The sequence below is a fragment of the Robbsia andropogonis genome, from assembly GCF_034047095.1.
Classification (GTDB): domain Bacteria; phylum Pseudomonadota; class Gammaproteobacteria; order Burkholderiales; family Burkholderiaceae; genus Robbsia; species Robbsia andropogonis.
On sequence record NZ_CP139170.1, the window covers coordinates 76,793 to 93,801 of the forward strand.

The following is a 17,009-nucleotide window of genomic DNA, read 5'->3' on the forward strand; positions in this document are numbered from 1 at the left end:
CCACTGCCTGATTTCCCCTCGTGTTCTCCCAGCCTTGCAGCATGACGAAGAAAGTCGTCGAGGCAAGCACCGCTTGTGCCCTTTTGCATCGACCCCGCGCCAAGCTTTCAAGGTACCGCATTGCACAAAAAGGCCTCGATATCGCGGGGATACTACAAACACCCGATTGAATCGGACGGCCGAAGGTGAGTGCCACGCGACACTTCGTTACGCGGAAAACGCTTACTGCACCGGTGTGATCAGGAATGCTTCAGAAATGAGTCAGTTATGCCATATGCTGTAAACAACATGGCGGCCGCCGTGTAAAAATGACTGATATGGCATGTATTAAATGAATCTCGGCTCGTTTATACATCGGCAACATCTGGAGCGCCCTGGCATGGACAGCAGCACCAACCATGGTGCGCCCGCGCGTGGCCTGCGGTGGCGCTGGCCATCTGGCGAGGGCTCCTTACGCGGCGTACGCGAGCAAGCCCGTGCACGTCTTGCCACGCATCGCCGCTGGATGTTGTGGGCGTGGTCGCATCTGGTCGTGGCGGGCGGAACGGTATGCGCGTTGTTGATGATGTCCCTTTGCGGATGGTCGCTATATCAAAGTCGCCTGGATACGCTCGACAACGCGCGAGCGCATCTCGAGAATATTTCGTCGATCGTCGAGCGCGACATCGAACGCAATTTCGAGTTGTATTCGCTGTCACTCGAAGCCGTCGTGGACGGCATGCAACAGCCTCAAGTGCTCCGTTTACCGCCGGGATTGCAACGGCAAGTGTTGTTCGATCGGGCGGCATCCGCGCAATTCCTTGGCTCGATGCTGGTGCTGAATCCCGCTGGCGACATCATCATCGACTCCGAACACGATATTCCGCGCGCCGGGAACTTCGCCGATCGCGATTACTTTCTCGTGCATCGCGAGAACACAGGCGTCGGGCTATACGTCAGTGACCCGTTCAAGTCGCGTTTGAGCAACGAAGCGTGGACCATTGCAATGTCCCGGCGATTGAATAACCCTGATGGCTCATTTGCCGGTGTTGCAACGCTGAGCATGCGGCTCGAATACTTTCATTACCTGTTTTCAAGCTTGCGCCTCGGGCCGGAAACATCGGTTGCATTGGTAAAGGACAGTGGCGAATTCATCATGCGTGAGCCGCTGCCGAATCCAGGAATCATCGGCCAGTCATTCGCCGGAAGCCAGGCATTCGAGCATTTCAATGCGACGAACGAAGGCTCGTTTATCGCGCATTCGCGCTCCGACAACACGGACCGGCTGTACGCCTATCGTCGCTTGCCGGGGTTGCCGCTGGTCGTGGCAGTGGCGTCGTCATTGGATCAGATCTATGCCACGTGGTGGCATAGAACGTTGACGATCGGCATGCTGATGCTACTGAGTGGCCTGGGTTTCGTGGCAATGGCGGCAACGTTGGGCAAGCAATTACGCCGACGGATGGCCGCGGAAGTCGAACTGGAAGTGATGGCGCGTACCGATGGCCTGACAGGCCTCAGCAATCGCCGGATGTTGACCGAGATCCTCGAGAGGGAGTGGTTGCACGCACATAACACCGGTAGCGCCTTCTCCTTGCTGTTCGTCGACATCGATCATTTCAAGATGTTCAACGACACGTATGGGCACCAAGCCGGTGATGACACGTTGTCCGCGGTTGCACGCTGCATCCGCGAGAGCATCCGTGACCACGTCGACAGCGCGGCGCGATACGGCGGCGAGGAATTCGTCATCGTCTTGCCGAACACCGGCCCGGTGGCGGCGAACGCCATTGCTCATAAAGTCCTGCAGTCGATCCGCGCGCTGCGCATTCCGCATGAACTGAGCGTGCATGCCTGCGTCACCGCCAGCATCGGCATTGTCAGTTGGACGGTACAGTCGGATCGCTCGATTGATGCATTGGTGAAAGCCGCCGACGAGGCGCTGTACCGCGCGAAGGCGCAAGGCCGTAATCGGGTTGTGTCGGATGTGCCGATCCCGTCGACGGCGGCTCCGATCATGGCGTAAGAGCACATCACCGGTATCCGCAGATACCGGGGGTATCGACCGTCCCTCGGGCCGTGCTACAGCAATGTCACCACCCGCGGCGCATCGGCAGGGGGATCGCGGTGCAGCTCGGCAGCGGTCGCTTCCGCGCTGGTCAGCACCGACGGCACGACGCGACCGTCGATCCGCGTAAAGCGCAGTGACACCGTCTTCGTGCCAACCGCCAGATCCTGGATCGTCAATTGTTCGACGCCCGGTGGCAGCTCCGGTCGCTGAATCAGCACCTCCTCACGCGCGGCGTCGATCTCCACGCCCAGGCAGGCCTGCAACAGCATGAACGGGGTGCCACAGGCCCACGCCTGGGGCAAGCACGCCACCGGATAGGCCGTCGGCGGTTCACCATGCATCCGCGGGAAACCGCAGAACAATTCCGGAAGCCGCAATTGGAAGCCAGTAGCCGCTTCATGCAATGTCTGCAACAACGTCACCGCGCTACGCTTGTCCCCATAGCGCGCCATGCCCCTCGCGCACAAGGCTGTGTCGTGTGGCCACACCGAGCCGTTGTGATAGGACATGGGGTTATAGCGGGCCTGATCCCAGGCCAGGGTGCGGATGCCCCATCCATTGTCGAAGGCACTGGCGCGTAATTGCGCGGCCACCGCCTGCGCCCGGTCTTCCCGCACTAACCCAAACGCCAACAGGTGCCCTGCGTTGGACGCACGAACGCGACACAATGCGCCATGGCCATCCACGGCGATACCGTAGAAGCGCTGTTCCTCCATCCAGAACAGCGTTTCGATCTTCTCGCGCAGGGCGGCCGCGCGCGCCGCGTAATCCGCGCCCGCGTCGTCGGCGATATCGGCATCACCCTGGTCCGCGCTCGCGCGCGTGGCGGCAAAGCGCGCCATCGTCTCCAGCGCCGCGCAGGCATAGCCCTGCACCTCGACCAGCGCGATTGGCCCATCCGGAAAACGACCATCGGCATGAAACACGGAGTCCTGGCTGTCCTTCCAGCCTTGGTTCGCCAGGCCGGAAGACTCGCCGCGCGCATACGCGAGCAAGCCGAGCGGGCTCTCATCGCACACCTGTGTGATCCACTTTGCCGCCAACGTCAGCGCCGGCCACAATTCGTCAATCAGCGCATGGTCGTTGGTGCGGGCCGCATACGCGCCGGCGAGCACGATAAACAGCGGTGTCGTGTCCACCCCGCCGTAATAATTCGCGAACGGCACCTCGCCGGTGGCCGACATCTCGTTCTTGCGCGTCTCGTGCAGGATCTTCCCCGGCGCCGCGTCCTGGAACGACGACGTTTCCTTGGCCTGCCGCGACGCCAGGAAACGCAGTACCCCGCGCGCCAGCGATGGCTGCAGCCAGAGCATCTGCAATGCGGTCAAAATGCCGTCGCGGCCGAAAGCCGTGGAAAACCACGGTATCCCGGCGTAAGGATAGGGACCTGTCGGCAGGTCCGACGTCAACAAGTCCAAATCCGCCTTTGACCGGGCGATCCATGCATCGAATAGCGTATTGCTGCTGCGCACGATGGCGCACTGATGGCGGCGATTGCGCATGGTCCGATGCGCCTCGACCAGCGCGTCTCGAAAGGCGCGACGCCCACGGTGTGGATGATGATGTGCCGCGGTCGCCAAAGCCTGCGTGACACGTGACACGTCCGTCGGCGCCGGCACGACATTCCCGCCGATCGTCGCCGCCCGCGTGACGTCACTGCCCACCGGGCGCATCGCTACGTCCACCGTCAGATACAGCGTGGTACAGCGATGCGGCTGCAACTCGATCAGGTAGTCTGCGCGATCCGCGCACAATGTCCGCGGGGCCGGCGAAAACATCAGTCGCACGGTCCGTTCGACGTTATCGCGGCCCGCGTAGTGCAATGTGACCACATCCGTCTCTACCTTCGGCGCGGACTGGGTACCGCGCTGAGCGCGGAGTCGGCCCCGCACCTCGAACATGTCCTTGAAATCGGCCCCGAACGCGATCGACAGCGGCACGGCTACTGGCCCGCTACCGAAATGCGAGAGCGCGATGGCCTCATGCACGCCGCAGGGCGTCAATACCCGCATGCGCTTGATGTGCACCACCCCCTTCGCCACGCGCTCGTCACCCAAGCCAGGGAGCGGCACGTTCGTCAAATGGGATGTAAAGACGGTATTGCCGTGATTGACGTTGCCCGAAAGCAACGCCGGTATTTCGTCCGCGACCGTCAAACTGAGCCGCGACAGCACCCGCATGTCGTCGACAAACAAGCCATCCTCGCCCCCTCCGATATCACCAAAAACATCGTTGACGATAAACGTGTCGTCCGACTTGAGAACAAAACGTGTGCCCAGTTGCGACCCGGACGGCCCGGTCTTCTCGACCGGGGCCTCTCCTTGTCCGGTGGTGCTAGAGCCGGCGGATAGGGCCGGAGCGTCGTCCTGCGGCGGCGACTCGGGCAAGGCGGAAGGAAAAGTGCGGTCGGTCATACAAGATCACTCCTGCGAAGCGGGTATCAATCTGGCCTGTGGCGTGGCGACGCGCGGCCCGGTGGCAGGCGCAAACAGACGTCGAAAGACGCGCACCGAGTAACTTGCGCCGCGGGTTTCGCCACGACATGTCCGATAGCGGACCTGCCATGACCCGACGGTATCACCAGCGATGCTTTTTGTCAGGGCGCTCCAACGCACTACAATGGCGCGGGCGACTTCACGCCACGCCGCGGGCAGATATCCGTGACCTAGGTGTGGCAATGTGCGCATTTTCGAGAAAATCGGCCGGGCTGACGGCAACGGCAGGCACGGCACGCTCCAACCAGACACGAAGAGGCATTCAGATGGTGACACGCAGGCGATGTATTTCGGGACTCGGCGCGGCGGCGGCAATAGCGGCTACGGGCGCAGGCGCGCTATTGCCGCAAGCCGCATGGGCGCAAGGCGCGGCCGGCGAAACATCGCTCGCGCGGGTCAAGCGCACCGGGGTGCTGCGGACCGGGTTCATCGCAGGTGCATCGCCCTATTTCGTCAAGTCGGTCGCCACCGGGGAGTGGCAGGGCTTCTGCGTCGATTTCGCGAAGCAACTGGCGCAATCGCTCGGTGTGAAACTGCAAGTCGTGGAGACCACCTGGGGCAATTCGGTGCTGGACCTTCAATCGAACAAGATCGATTGCATGTTCGGCCTCGCGCCCACTGAACAACGAATGAGGACGGTTGGCTTCACGGAGCCGTTATTTCGTAATACGTTCACGCTGGTGGCACGCAAGGGCTTCGATCCGAAGAGCTGGGATGACGTCAACAAGCCAGGCGTCAAGCTGTCCGTGGACGTGGGCTCGAACCAGGATACGTACGCGACCGATAATTTGAAAAAAGCATCCATCCGTCGCTTCGAGACGTCAGGAGACGCGACCTTGGCGTTGCAGACCGGGCAAGTCGACGCACAAGTGCTTGTGGTGCTGTTGGCGACCAATGTACTGGCGAAGGTGCCGACCATCGGTCACCTGGTGATTCCGCAGCCGGCCAGCGGCGCGCCAACGTCTATCGGGGTGCAAAAGGAAACCGATCCAGGCCTGACGAACGTCATCAATGCCTGGCTGGCGAAAGCACATGCAAGCGGCGATATTCGCAAGACGATCCTCGCCAACATGCAAAAACTGGCCAATATCGCGCCAGATTCTTTCCCGAAGGAAGTGTCGTTCTGACGGTTGCTTGACGCGTGCATTCGAGGTCTGGCGACTGATGCGCGCGAATTTTCGCTGTCCCGTCTTGGGCGCGGGAGGCACCGCCCCTGCCCCCATCCGGTTGTCGCGTAGGAGTTGTCGTGTATCACTGGGATTTCGGGTCCATTTGGATCTATCGCTGGCTGCTGGCCCAAGGACTGCTGTACACGGTCCTGTTCACCCTCGTCTGCGTCGTGTTGGGTTTCGCCGCCGGCGTGCTGTCGGGGATGGGTCGCCGCTCGAAATGGAAATGCATCGCCTGGCCGATGCACGCGTACGTCGAACTGTTTCGCTGCACGCCGCTACTGGTGCAGTTGATCTGGTTCTACTACGCGCTTCCCATTCTGACCGGCATCGCGATGACGCCATCGATGGCGTCAGTACTCGCGTTGTCGCTTTACGGTGGCGCGTTTTATTCCGAGATCGTCCGCGGCGGTATCAATTCACTGGATCGTGGCCAGACCGAAGCGGGCCAGGTGCTCGGCATGAGCCATTGGCAACTGATGTGGCATATCATCCTGCCGCAAGCGTTCAAACGCATGCTGCCGCCGCTGATGAGCCAATCCATCATGCAGTTGAAGAACACTTCGCTGCTATCGGTACTGGCCGTACCGGACCTGCTGTACCAAGGGCAGTCGGCCGCGCACGATTCCTACCGACCGTTGGAAATCTATACCATCGTCGCGATCTGCTATTTCGTCGTGCTGTTCCCGGCCACGTTGCTGGTGCGCGTACTCGAAATCCGGCTGGCACGGCGCGGTCGCTGAACGGCTCATGATCAGGCGACAAGCCAAGGGGCCTGCTGTCTCAAAAATGTTGCAATCGGACCGCCACGCCGCGATGATTACGCACTATTTCTAACAATTCGCGGCGATTGTCCCTACTTTCCCTGATTTCCGGAGCATCAACCGCGACATCGTACTATCCTGTCCTCTCGGCCTGCACTGATCCTTGTGGGACATCGCCGGATTGCAATCTTGAAATCTCGGCTGACGCGAAGTAGGGCAACGCGACACGGGTACATCCCGTTTTGCCTTCCAATTCCTTTCATTGTCTTTCAAGCGCCACTTGTGCTTGTGCCGAGGCTCCTGTACTTCCCGTGACATTGCGCATGACCACGTCTTCGATCAAAAATGCCCGGCGCTGGGCGCCCGGTGGCAAGCGCGGCTGGTTTTTCGCCGCCATCGCCGTTATCGTGGCGACCGGCGTCCGGCTGTCGCTGCAACCACTGCTTGGTCCGGCGCGCCCGGATTTCGCGTTCTATATCGCCGCTGCGATCATCGAGTATTACTTCGGTCTTTGGCCCGCCATCGCGGTAATGACCACCGGCTTCGTCATTACGGACGTCATGTTCGTGCCGCCGTACGGCCAAATTCAGCAAATCGACAGAAACGACATCATCCTCGGCATCAGCTATCCATTGCTGGGGACGGTGATCATCGGGCTGATCGAGCGGCTACGGCGCGGCCAATATCATTCCGAGATGGTTGCCGCGGTGGCGCGCTGTCGTTACGAGATGCTGCTGCGTGCGGACAATGACCGTCTGCTGGCGCGGCGCGATGCCGGCGAAACGCATCGGCTGCTACGAATGCTTACCGAGAAAAACGACAAGCTCGTGTTCATTCAGGTCACGACACCGGATCAGATGCCCGGCGCAGCGGCGGCCATGCAGCCATGCGCGCGCTTTGACGACGTGCATCCTGACGACATCGCCCGACTGGGCAACCTGCCGACGCTCGGCGCGCAGAAAGTGCGACTACGCCGCGCGGCGACGCAGGAGGACCTAGCCCCTGATGGCACCGCCGCGCCAGCCGATCTTGTCGATGCGATTTGCGAGCGGTATACCACCCCGAACGGGCAATTTCTGATCTTGCGCCTGGAGGGCTGAGTCATGACCGGTGCTTCCATTCGTGCGGCCAAGCACACCATTGCGCCCATCCAATATACCGGCGACGGTCACGGCGTGTTGCTGTTGCACGGGCTGTCGAGCTCGCCGCTGGAAATGCGCTTTCTTGCCCGTGCATTGCATCGGGAAGGCTTCACCGTTGACGTGCCCGTCCTCGACGGCTACAGCCTGGACCCGGATGCCCCTACGCTGCAGCGGTGGATCGATGCCGCCACGCAAGCCTACGATGCGCTGGCTGCCCGCTGCGAGCGCGTATCCGTCTGCGGGCTCTCGATGGGCGCCACGTTGTCACTTGCATTGTTGCATGCGCGTCCCCAGGCGCAGGCACTTGCCTTGCTGTCCACGACGATTCACTACGACGGCTGGGCCATTCCCTGGTATCGCTTCCTCCTCGATTGGGCCTATCACACGCCGTTGCGTCATCTTTGGCGCTATCGTGAGAGTGAACCGTTCGGGTTGAAGAACGAGGCGCTGCGGACGAAAGTCGCGCGAGCGATGGAAAGCGGGCAGCTCAGCGAGGTGGGGCCCGCCACGATTTCGATGCCGGCGTTGCATACGGCGAACCAACTGGCGCGACATGTAAAGCGTGTGCTGCCGACGATCGAGCGCGATTGCCTGGTCGTGCACGCGATCGACGACGAGACGGCCAGCCCGAAGAATGCGCAAATGGTGACGGCCTCGATACGCTCGGCATTTCAGCGAATGATTTTTCTCGACGATTCCTACCATATGGTCACCGTCGACAACGAACGCGAGATCGTTGCTCGTGAAATCGTTGTATTTCTGCGCGAGAGCGAAGCGGCGTCACGGGCCGGCGGCACGAACGCCGCCGTGGTATCGAAGGCATTGGCGCGACGCTTGCGGCAATTGGCATCCATCGGGAAATAGCGGGCGGTTCGGGGAATCTGCTACCCTTGCGGCCTTGAGGTGTGCAGACAGCGCGGCGTGTGCTGCCATCGTGGCCACCGCCGCCCTTTGCCGCAGCCGTCGCGGCGCCTCGCCGCCCGTCCGAGAATCGACCATCATGACCGCCCCCGTCCCGCCCGTCACCACCGACCTTTCGGCCACGCCCGTCGACACCCTGGCCGCTGTTCCGGCGGCCCTGCGTTTCGATACGCTGCCACTCTCCGCCTCGATGCGCGAAAATCTGGCGCGAATGGGTTATCACGCCATGACGCCCATTCAGGCGCAAAGCTTGCCGCTGACACTGGCCGGGCATGACCTGATCGCGCAGGCGCAGACCGGCAGCGGCAAGACCGCCGCCTTTGCGCTTGCCCTGCTCGCGCACCTGGAGACCCGCTACATGAGCGATCCACAGGCGCTGGTGCTCTGTCCCACGCGGGAACTCGCCGATCAAGTCGCTCAGGAAATCCGGCGTCTGGCGCGAGCGGAAGAAAATATCAAGGTGCTGACGCTGTGTGGCGGCGTGACGATGCGGCCGCAGATGGCCAGCCTCGAACACGGCGCGCACATCGTCGTGGGAACGCCGGGCCGGATCATCGATCATCTGGCACGCGGCTCGCTCAGAGTGGATTCGTTGCGCACGCTGGTACTGGATGAAGCCGACCGGATGCTCGACATGGGCTTCTACGACGACATCGCCGGCATTGCACAGCAGTGTCCGGCGAAACGCCAGACACTGCTGTTTTCCGCGACCTATCCTGAAGGCATCGGCAAGCTGAGCCGCCAGTTTCTGCGCGATCCGCGTGAAATCAAGATCGATGCCCCGCATGCACCAACGAAGATCCGCCAGCGCTATATCGAGATCGATGCCGACTCGCGTCTTCCCGCCATCGCGCAAGTGCTGATGCATTTCCGTCCGGTCAGTGCGATTGCCTTTTGCAACACCAAGCGGCGCTGTACCGAGGTGGTCGAGTATCTCCGCGGCACAGGCCTGGAAGCGATGGCGTTGCACGGCGACCTGGAGCAGCGGGATCGGGATCAGGTATTGATCCAGTTCTCGAATCGGAGTTGCACGGTGCTAGTGGCAACCGACGTCGCCGCGCGCGGACTGGATGTCGCGGATCTGGAATTGGTGATCAATGTCGACGTGACGCCGGACCCGGAAATACACGTCCACCGCATTGGCCGGACCGGACGCGCGGACCAGCAAGGAACTGCCGTGACGTTGGCCGCCGGTGAGGAGATCGCGCGCGTGGCCGCGATCGAGCGGCAAAGCGGTCAGGATGCGAAATGGGAAACGCTGGACCAGCTGCCCGCCGATAATTCGACCCGCCTCCTGCCGCCGATGGCGACGCTGCAGATTCTGGGCGGACGCAAGGAAAAGATCAGGCCCGGTGACGTGCTGGGCGCATTGACGAAGGACGCGGGTTTCGCCGGCGACCAGATCGGCAAGATCAACGTCACCGAGTTCTCGACCTATGTCGCCGTAGGCCGGGACATCGCCAAGGAGGCCGCAAAGCGGCTGAATGCCGGCACGATCAAAGGCAAGACCGTGCGCGTCAGATTGTTGCGCGACTGAATCGTCGACAACACCGAACCTGCCACGCAGGCAAAACGGGCCGAAAGCAGCATCCGTTCGGCCCGTTTTCATTCATGCGAAGGTACCGGCACCGATCGCCCCGGCATCAAGCGCTGCCCGCTCCGTTACTTCGCGGCCTGCTCCGGTTGATAGCCATCGTTCAGCGTCCCGAGGAAGGCGATCACATCCTTGATCTCGCCGTCATTCAGCGCCGGCGCATCGCCGTGCTTGCGATCGAACGGCGCGTCGGCCACATCGACATTCTTCTTGTATCTGGCGGGCAAGTCGTTATACACGTCCAACTTGCCATTCTTGCCCTTTGGATACCAGCGCGCGGGATCGGTCTCGCGCTGTACATAGAAGTGCATTACATCGTCAATGGAATGGAACACGCCGTTGTGGAAAAAGACCTTCCTGGATAACACATTGCGCAACGTCGGCGTCTTGAAGAGACCACAGTAGGCATCCACATGCGTATAGTCCTTGCGAACCGGACCGCACAAACCAAGGTCGTAGTAATGCGGATTCCGGTTAGCCGCGATTTCCATGTTACGCGGCGCACCGAATGCCTCGAACTGAAAATCCGTGAAAACCGGCGGGAACTTACCGTCCACCGATGGCTTGTCGATATGGCATGACGAGCAATTTCCCTTGTTCGGATCTTCAAATAGCTTCAGCCCGCGCATCTCCTGCTCGGATAACGTGGCCTTGCCGGCCAGGTAGTAGTCGTACTTGCTGTCGTATGGATGGAAACTCGGGTCTTCCAATTGATATCGCGTCAATGCAAACAATGCTTCGCTGATGGCAAGATGTTCATCATCGAAGATACGGTCGCCGAATAATTGCTTGAACTTGGCCGCATACGGCAAGTCACGCAGCTTGCTGACCACTTCCGAGGCATTCTTGTTTGCCATCTCATGGGGATCGAGCAGGGGACCGGTGGCTTGATCCTGGAACGTATCGATGCGACCGTCCCAGTCGAAGCCCCCCTGCGGCACATTGTTCGCTGCCGCCTGCTGTGCCGCCGCCGCAGCGCCAGTCGGGTTCCCCCCCTTCGCCACCGACGCCACCTTGACGTCGCTCACCGGCGCGGCCGGTGCAGCCGTGGCGACATCGGTATCAGGCACGGAACTGTTCGGTCCGATCGTGAAATCCGGATTGTGTTCGAGATACTTCAAGGAGGGCACCGCGCGGGCACCCTGCTTTTGCATATCGAGACCACCCAGCTGGACGGCAAGGCCATTCGGCGGTCCATAGGCATGCGACGGATCATGGCAAGAGGCACAGGCCATCTTGCCCGACCCGGACAGCGACTTCTCAAAGAACAACTGCTTGCCCAACTGCGCCATGGCGCTGAGCGGGACCGGGTGATCCCGCCAAGGCGCCGCGTCGTATGGCACGCTTGCGCCCTTGGCAGGCGCCGCAGCGCGCAGTACCGCATCCGGCGCCACGGACGGCGCGGCCGAATCGCCGGTCGACGGCTTGGATGCGGAGGGCGCGGCGGCCTGCGTGTTCGATGTCACGTCGGACGAGACCGACGAGGGTGCCGCGGCACGAACAGCCGATTGCGGCGCCGCGTTGCCGCCATCATGTTGTTGCCCACAGGCCGCCAGCAGGACGCTCACAAGTAGCGATTGCATGGCGCCCAGGGTGACGGCGATGCGCCGCCGAGCAAGAATCATCATTGTTGTCAGCTCGAAACTTGCAGGCCCGTACCGGTATCCAGGAACAACTTCTGCGTGGCACCGTTGTTCGAGAAATCGAACATGTTCTCGATCGTGCCGGCTTTCGCATCGAAAGAGCCTTGACCAATACGTTGACCCGAAAGCCAGTTGTCCTCGATAAAGCGCAGCACGGACGTCTGGTCGGTCAGCGTGTGGTCGATGTAGTTGGACTTCGCATACGGCGAAACCACCAGTAGCGGCAGGCGCGGGCCATAGCCGCAACGGCCATTGACAGGCGAACCATTGACCCCGTTCAGTGGCGAGCCCGACCCGCAGGTTGACGTGCCGTTCAGCGAATCCAGCGTCGAGAACGACGGGTTCACGATTTGATACGCGTGGTCGTACCAACCGTCCGAGTCGTCGTAGGCCAGGATCACCGCCGTGCTGCTCCAGTCCGTTTGCTTTTGCAGGAAGTTGATGACCGTGGTCACGAATACCTGCTCATCCAGCGGGTCCGAGTTGCCGGCGTGGGCATCCTGGATCGCGGGGGCTTTCAGGAAACTGACCGACGGGAAGTTGCCCGCCGCCACGGCCGTGAAGAAGTCATCGGTGTCGTATTGGTGATTCGCGGCATCGGTATAACCGATCATCGCGGTCGACGTCGGCCGTGCGTGCGTCGGGTTCGCGGTGGAGGCGTAGTATTGGAACGGCTCGTGGTGAGGCACGTAATCGCTCTTGTAGCCTCCCACCACCGACGAGTACGACGAGCGCTGGCACCCGGTCGTGCCGTTCGGATTCGTCTTCGTGCGGTCGAAGCCGCCCTCGAACCAGCCCCAGGTGATGTTGGATGCATTCAAAACATCGCCGATGTTCTTGCCGCTCATTGACACGGTCGCGTTCGTCGTCGACGAGCAGGCATCCCCGGTTGGGTCCGGATCACCGATAACCGTATAACCGGCTTGTCCATCCGCCACCGTGTAGCCGGACGTCACAGCCGCCGCCGCAGGCGTGGTGGAGGACGACAACGCAGCCGTCGCGCCGTTCGTCTGACCCGAAATCAGGTTCAGCGCACCAGGGGTCGACGGGCCGAACTGGGTGTTGAACGAGTTGTCGTTCATCGCGAAATGCTGCGCGTAGTTCCACAGCCCGGTGACCGTGTTGCCATCGAAGTAACCCATCACCAGGCCGGTGGTGGCATAAGTGGCGGACCCGATCGCGCCGGCCCTGCCCGTGTACTTCGGGAACAGGTCCATTGCCAGATTGTCGAATGCCTGCTGTTCCGGACCGTAGTTATGATTCATCGACGCCGTGCAGGCCTGCGACCGATCCAGGCGGAACGGGTTTGACGCGCCGGTACCGTTGGCCGTGTTCGTGTAGTTCGGGTTAGCGGTCAACAGCGACGCATTCGCCGTGTAGTTGTTCGCCGCAGGCGTGCCCGTCAACGCCGTGAACACCGGCTCGCCTTCTGGATTCGACGCATTCGGATACGTACCGAAATAGTGATCGTATGAGATGTTTTCGCCAAAGATCACCACAACGTGCTTGATCGGCGTCTTTGTCGCCAGCGCGTCTTGCGCGCTGAGACTCACGGTCGCAGGATGCCCATTCGAACCACCACAGGCGGCCAGAATGCCCGCCGCCATGGCGATAGAGAGTCCTGCCGCAATGGCAGTCGTTTTAATGCGTGGCATGTTGTCCTCGGATTCCCGATGTCTGGAGAGCGTCTTGTGGGGAAATGCGCGGAAAGGGTATCGACAATAAAAGGCTCCCTCATGACGAATTGCTGACGCAATCCTTTCTAAAAATGCACATTGGCTGACAGTTGTGCGACGTTTATTCAAGAATCGTGCCCTTGAATGAAAGGCTTCGGCAGGTATGGCGAAGGTTTTCTTACACTTCACCGACATCGGATAGCGAGAGAATCCCCTGACGCCGATGGTGTTTTCACTTATATCGTAGAATCACGATATGAACTTCGTGACTTAACGATATACGTCGCATCGCGTTGCGCTTCGGCCGCCTGCGTCCCCACGAGTGCAATGGAAAAAGTTGTAGGTCCGTCATTCTTTTTGCATCGGGCGGTGGCATCCGCGGGCTACAGCGCGGTGCCGAACCATGGCGATATCTTTCAAAGCGATTACATGACACCAAAATGGCGCGTTCCACGGTAATCACGAAAGGCATGACAAGAAAAGACAACGGTAGCGCCGCGAAGGCATCGGGCAATGGCAACTCGGTTGCACGACAGCACGCGGACGCAAACGATCCCGATCTCGAAGTGGTGCTGAAGGCGTTGAGTCATCCGTTGCGACGCCAGATTCTTGCGTGGCTCAAAGACCCGGGCCAGGAGTTTCCAGCGCAGACGCATGCGCGTGAACTCGGGGTCTGCGCAGGCCAAATCGACGCGCGTGCCGGGATCTCGCAGTCCACCGTCTCCGTGCATCTGGCCACGCTCGTTCGCGCCGGCCTGATTACGTCAACCCGCTTCGGGCAATGGCATTTCTTCCGCCGCGATGATGATGCGATAGCCGCCTTCAAACAGCGGCTCGACGATTTGATCTGAGCTGGCTGTCACAATCGCAACATCGCGTGGTTAGTCTGTTTCACTTTTTAGTGTTCCTTATCATGCCAATTGCCTTATTTGTCCTTGCCCTTAGCGCCTTTGCGATCGGCACCACGGAATTCGTCATCATGGGCTTGCTGCCTGACGTCTCGCGCAGCCTCGATATCTCGATTCCCAGCGCCGGATGGCTCATCAGCGGATATGCGCTGGGCGTTGCCATCGGCGCGCCGATCATGGCGCTGCTTACCGCCCGGCTAGCTCGGAAGCGCGCGTTGCTGATGCTGATGGGCATCTTCATCATAGGCAATGTTCTGTGCGCGGTCGCCCCCGACTATGGTTTCCTCATGATCGCGCGCGTGATCACGTCGCTCTGCCATGACGCGTTCTTTGGCATTGGCTCCGTGGCCGCAGCGAACCTGGTGGCACCCAACCGTCGCGCACAAGCAGTATCGTTGATGTTCACCGGGCTGACCCTGGCCAACGTGCTGGGCGTGCCGCTTGGTACCGGACTGGGTCAAGCAGCCGGATGGCGTTCGCCATTTTGGGCCGTTGCCGTCATCGGCGTGATGTCACTCCTTGGTTTGTGGCGCGTGTTGCCGGTCAACAAGAACGAACCTCGTATCGATCTGCTTTCCGAGATAGGTGGGCTCAAGAGCATTGGCGTGCATTGCGCATTGCTGACCACCACGCTGTTTTCGGCCGCGATGTTCGCGCTGTTCACGTATATCGCGCCGATGTTGGAGCAGATCACGCATGTATCACCGCGGACGGTGACATGGACCTTGTTCGTGATCGGTATCGGCCTGACGGTTGGAAACTACATCGGCGGCCGCATGGCGGATGCGTCACTGGGACGCACGTTGATCCTGGCCTTCATTGGCATGGTGTTGACCAGCGTCGCGTTCTTCTGGACCAGTGTCGGGATGGTGGGGGCGATCATCACGCTGGCCCTATGGGGCATTGTCACGTTCGGCGCGGTGCCGGCGCTGCAGATCAATGTGATGACATTCGGCAAGGATGCGCCCAACCTGATCGCCACGCTGAACATCGGCGCGTTCAATATCGGGAATGCGTTAGGGGCGTGGGTTGGTGGGACCGTCATCGCGCGAACACATGAATTGCACTATGTACCTATTGCAGCCGCGGGGCTCGCCATTTGCGCATTGCTGGCGACATTGCAGTCACTGCGGATTGCACGATCCACGGGCCTCGCCGTAGCAACAGGCGCGTGAATTAGATTGAAATGCGGCAATAGGCGTGGCGTATGCCTTGCTTGCTTGCTTGCTTGCTTGCTTGAAAAGTATTCCCTTGTGGCATGTGACGCGGTGTCTATTGGCACCGTATGTCTTTTTAAGTTTTTCCCTAAAGGAGTGTGCAATGACATCGTTATTCGATCCGATTCAAGTAGGTGCACTGTCCCTGCCGAACCGCGTTTTCATGGCGCCATTGACGCGTTCGCGCGCAGGCGACAGCCGCGTGCCGAATGCCTTGATGGCCGAGTACTATGCGCAGCGTGCGTCGGCGGGGATGATCCTCACTGAAGCGACCTCCATCAGTCCGCAGGGTGTCGGATATGCCGGCACCCCTGGCATCTGGAACAATGACCAAGTGGGCGGTTGGCGTCAGGTGACCGACGCCGTGCATGCGAAGGGCGGACATATCCTGATGCAGCTCTGGCACGTCGGCCGCATTTCGCATTCCCGCTTCTTGAATGGCGCGTTGCCGGTAGCACCGAGCCCGATTGCGGCGGGCGGACACGTGAGCCTGGTGCGTCCAATCACCGCGTTCGAAACGCCGCGCCCACTGGATGCGTCGGAATTGCCGGGGATCGTCGCCGATTACCGGCGCGCTGCGGAAAATGCCAAGGCGGCCGGCTTCGACGGCGTGGAAGTGCACGGCGCCAACGGCTATCTGCTTGATCAGTTCCTGCAAGACAGCACGAACCAGCGGGATGACGATTATGGTGGCTCGGTTGAAAACCGCGCACGTTTGGCATTGGAAGTGACCGACGCCTGTATCGATGTCTGGGGGGCGGATCGTGTGGGGATGCATTTGTCGCCGCGCGGCGATATGCACACGATGGGCGATAGTGATCCCCTGGCAGTGTTTTCGTATCTGGCCACCGAACTGGGCAAGCGTCGTATCGCGTTTATCGCCGCCCGCGAATCACTGGGTGAAAAACGTATCGGACCTGCGCTGAAGAAAGCGTTCGGCGGTGTGTATGTGTCGAATGAAAAGTTCAACCGGGATACGGCGCAGCAGGTAATTGATGCAGGTGACGCAGATGCGGTCGCGTTCGGCGTGCCCTTTATCGCGAATCCGGATCTGCCCGCGCGGCTGAAAGCCAGTGCCCCGCTGAATGAAGCACGGCCGGATCTGTTCTACACGTCAGGCGCTGAGGGCTATACGGATTACCCGGCACTCGCATAAGGAGGGTCGACCAAGAAACGTTGATACGTGCCGACCGGCTTTACGTTCGGCACGCCACCCTGCTCCGACTTCTGAGCGGAGCAAGCAGCGGCGCAGGGTCAGCCCGATGATGCGCCGACGCCCTTTAGTAACCGCGATTGGGGCAATGCCACTGCAGCTCGTCGGCGTAAGCTAAGACGCGATGACACGTGATAACCCACCAGCATGACAACGCAAGCCCCGATTCTTCACGGGGCGCAATTCATTCAACCGTATAAAGCGACAACCCCTGATG

Annotated in this window: 12 protein-coding genes; 9 read left to right on the plus strand and 3 right to left on the minus strand. The window is 60.7% G+C overall.

Going from position 1 to position 17,009, the window contains the following annotated elements; genetic code table 11:
* The first annotated feature begins 505 nt into the window (after positions 1-505).
* Entirely contained in the window at positions 506-2,005 is a 1,500-nt protein-coding gene (locus SJQ66_RS13965; protein ID WP_046152460.1) for a GGDEF domain-containing protein, read from the plus strand.
* Between the two features lie 56 nt (positions 2,006-2,061).
* Here the strand turns inward: SJQ66_RS13965 and SJQ66_RS13970 are convergent, their stop codons facing one another.
* Positions 2,062-4,464, minus strand: coding sequence for an amylo-alpha-1,6-glucosidase (locus SJQ66_RS13970; protein ID WP_253464237.1), 2,403 nt, complete (start codon positions 4,462-4,464; stop codon positions 2,062-2,064).
* 263 nt (positions 4,465-4,727) lie between these two features.
* Here SJQ66_RS13970 and SJQ66_RS13975 point away from each other — a divergent pair, with 263 nt between their 5' ends.
* From SJQ66_RS13975 to dbpA, 5 genes are all read left to right on the plus strand, one after another.
* On the plus strand, positions 4,728-5,672 hold the full coding sequence (locus SJQ66_RS13975; protein ID WP_320534906.1) for a transporter substrate-binding domain-containing protein: 945 nt from the start codon (positions 4,728-4,730) through the stop codon (positions 5,670-5,672).
* Between the two features lie 119 nt (positions 5,673-5,791).
* The gene (locus tag SJQ66_RS13980; RefSeq protein WP_024905003.1) at positions 5,792-6,457 is read left to right on the plus strand and encodes an amino acid ABC transporter permease; all 666 of its coding nucleotides are present in this window, start codon (positions 5,792-5,794) and stop codon (positions 6,455-6,457) included.
* A 344-nt stretch (positions 6,458-6,801) separates the two neighbouring features.
* On the plus strand, positions 6,802-7,578 hold the full coding sequence (locus tag SJQ66_RS13985; RefSeq protein WP_036012135.1) for a DUF4118 domain-containing protein: 777 nt from the start codon (positions 6,802-6,804) through the stop codon (positions 7,576-7,578).
* A gap of 3 nt (positions 7,579-7,581) precedes the next feature.
* Entirely contained in the window at positions 7,582-8,484 is a 903-nt protein-coding gene (locus SJQ66_RS13990) for an alpha/beta hydrolase (protein ID WP_036012132.1), read from the plus strand.
* Between the two features lie 247 nt (positions 8,485-8,731).
* Complete coding sequence (gene dbpA, locus SJQ66_RS13995) at positions 8,732-10,078, plus strand: ATP-dependent RNA helicase DbpA (protein WP_046152461.1); 1,347 nt, start codon at positions 8,732-8,734, stop codon at positions 10,076-10,078.
* Positions 10,079-10,203: 125 nt separating this feature from the next.
* On the opposite strand, the gene SJQ66_RS14000 is transcribed toward dbpA, so the two are convergent.
* Together SJQ66_RS14000 and SJQ66_RS14005 are read right to left on the minus strand one after the other, a co-directional pair.
* Positions 10,204-11,763 (minus strand): cytochrome-c peroxidase, encoded by a 1,560-nt coding sequence (locus tag SJQ66_RS14000; protein WP_236693406.1) that lies wholly within the window; start codon positions 11,761-11,763, stop codon positions 10,204-10,206.
* 5 nt (positions 11,764-11,768) lie between these two features.
* A complete protein-coding gene (locus tag SJQ66_RS14005; protein WP_407691533.1) occupies positions 11,769-13,433 on the minus strand; it encodes a phospholipase C in 1,665 nt (554 codons plus the stop codon).
* Between the two features lie 491 nt (positions 13,434-13,924).
* Here SJQ66_RS14005 and SJQ66_RS14010 point away from each other — a divergent pair, with 491 nt between their 5' ends.
* From SJQ66_RS14010 to SJQ66_RS14020, 3 genes are all read left to right on the plus strand, one after another.
* On the plus strand, positions 13,925-14,305 hold the full coding sequence (locus SJQ66_RS14010; RefSeq protein ID WP_024904998.1) for an ArsR/SmtB family transcription factor: 381 nt from the start codon (positions 13,925-13,927) through the stop codon (positions 14,303-14,305).
* Between the two features lie 62 nt (positions 14,306-14,367).
* A complete protein-coding gene (locus tag SJQ66_RS14015; RefSeq protein WP_320534907.1) occupies positions 14,368-15,537 on the plus strand; it encodes an MFS transporter in 1,170 nt (389 codons plus the stop codon).
* A 145-nt stretch (positions 15,538-15,682) separates the two neighbouring features.
* A complete protein-coding gene (locus SJQ66_RS14020; RefSeq protein ID WP_320534908.1) occupies positions 15,683-16,735 on the plus strand; it encodes an alkene reductase in 1,053 nt (350 codons plus the stop codon).
* The last annotated feature ends 274 nt before the right edge of the window (positions 16,736-17,009 follow it).

Coding starts and splice junctions, on each gene's coding strand:
- SJQ66_RS14015 (WP_320534907.1), top strand. CDS start 14,368: ATGCCAATTGCCTTATTTGTCCTTGCCCTTAGCGCCTTTGCGATCGGC.
- SJQ66_RS14005 (WP_407691533.1), bottom strand. CDS start 13,433: ATGCCACGCATTAAAACGACTGCCATTGCGGCAGGACTCTCTATCGCC.
- SJQ66_RS13990 (WP_036012132.1), top strand. CDS start 7,582: ATGACCGGTGCTTCCATTCGTGCGGCCAAGCACACCATTGCGCCCATC.
- SJQ66_RS14000 (WP_236693406.1), bottom strand. CDS start 11,763: ATGATGATTCTTGCTCGGCGGCGCATCGCCGTCACCCTGGGCGCCATG.
- SJQ66_RS14020 (WP_320534908.1), top strand. CDS start 15,683: ATGACATCGTTATTCGATCCGATTCAAGTAGGTGCACTGTCCCTGCCG.
- SJQ66_RS13970 (WP_253464237.1), bottom strand. CDS start 4,464: ATGACCGACCGCACTTTTCCTTCCGCCTTGCCCGAGTCGCCGCCGCAG.
- SJQ66_RS14010 (WP_024904998.1), top strand. CDS start 13,925: ATGACAAGAAAAGACAACGGTAGCGCCGCGAAGGCATCGGGCAATGGC.
- SJQ66_RS13975 (WP_320534906.1), top strand. CDS start 4,728: ATGTGCGCATTTTCGAGAAAATCGGCCGGGCTGACGGCAACGGCAGGC.
- SJQ66_RS13965 (WP_046152460.1), top strand. CDS start 506: ATGTTGTGGGCGTGGTCGCATCTGGTCGTGGCGGGCGGAACGGTATGC.
- dbpA (WP_046152461.1), top strand. CDS start 8,732: ATGCGCGAAAATCTGGCGCGAATGGGTTATCACGCCATGACGCCCATT.
- SJQ66_RS13985 (WP_036012135.1), top strand. CDS start 6,802: ATGACCACGTCTTCGATCAAAAATGCCCGGCGCTGGGCGCCCGGTGGC.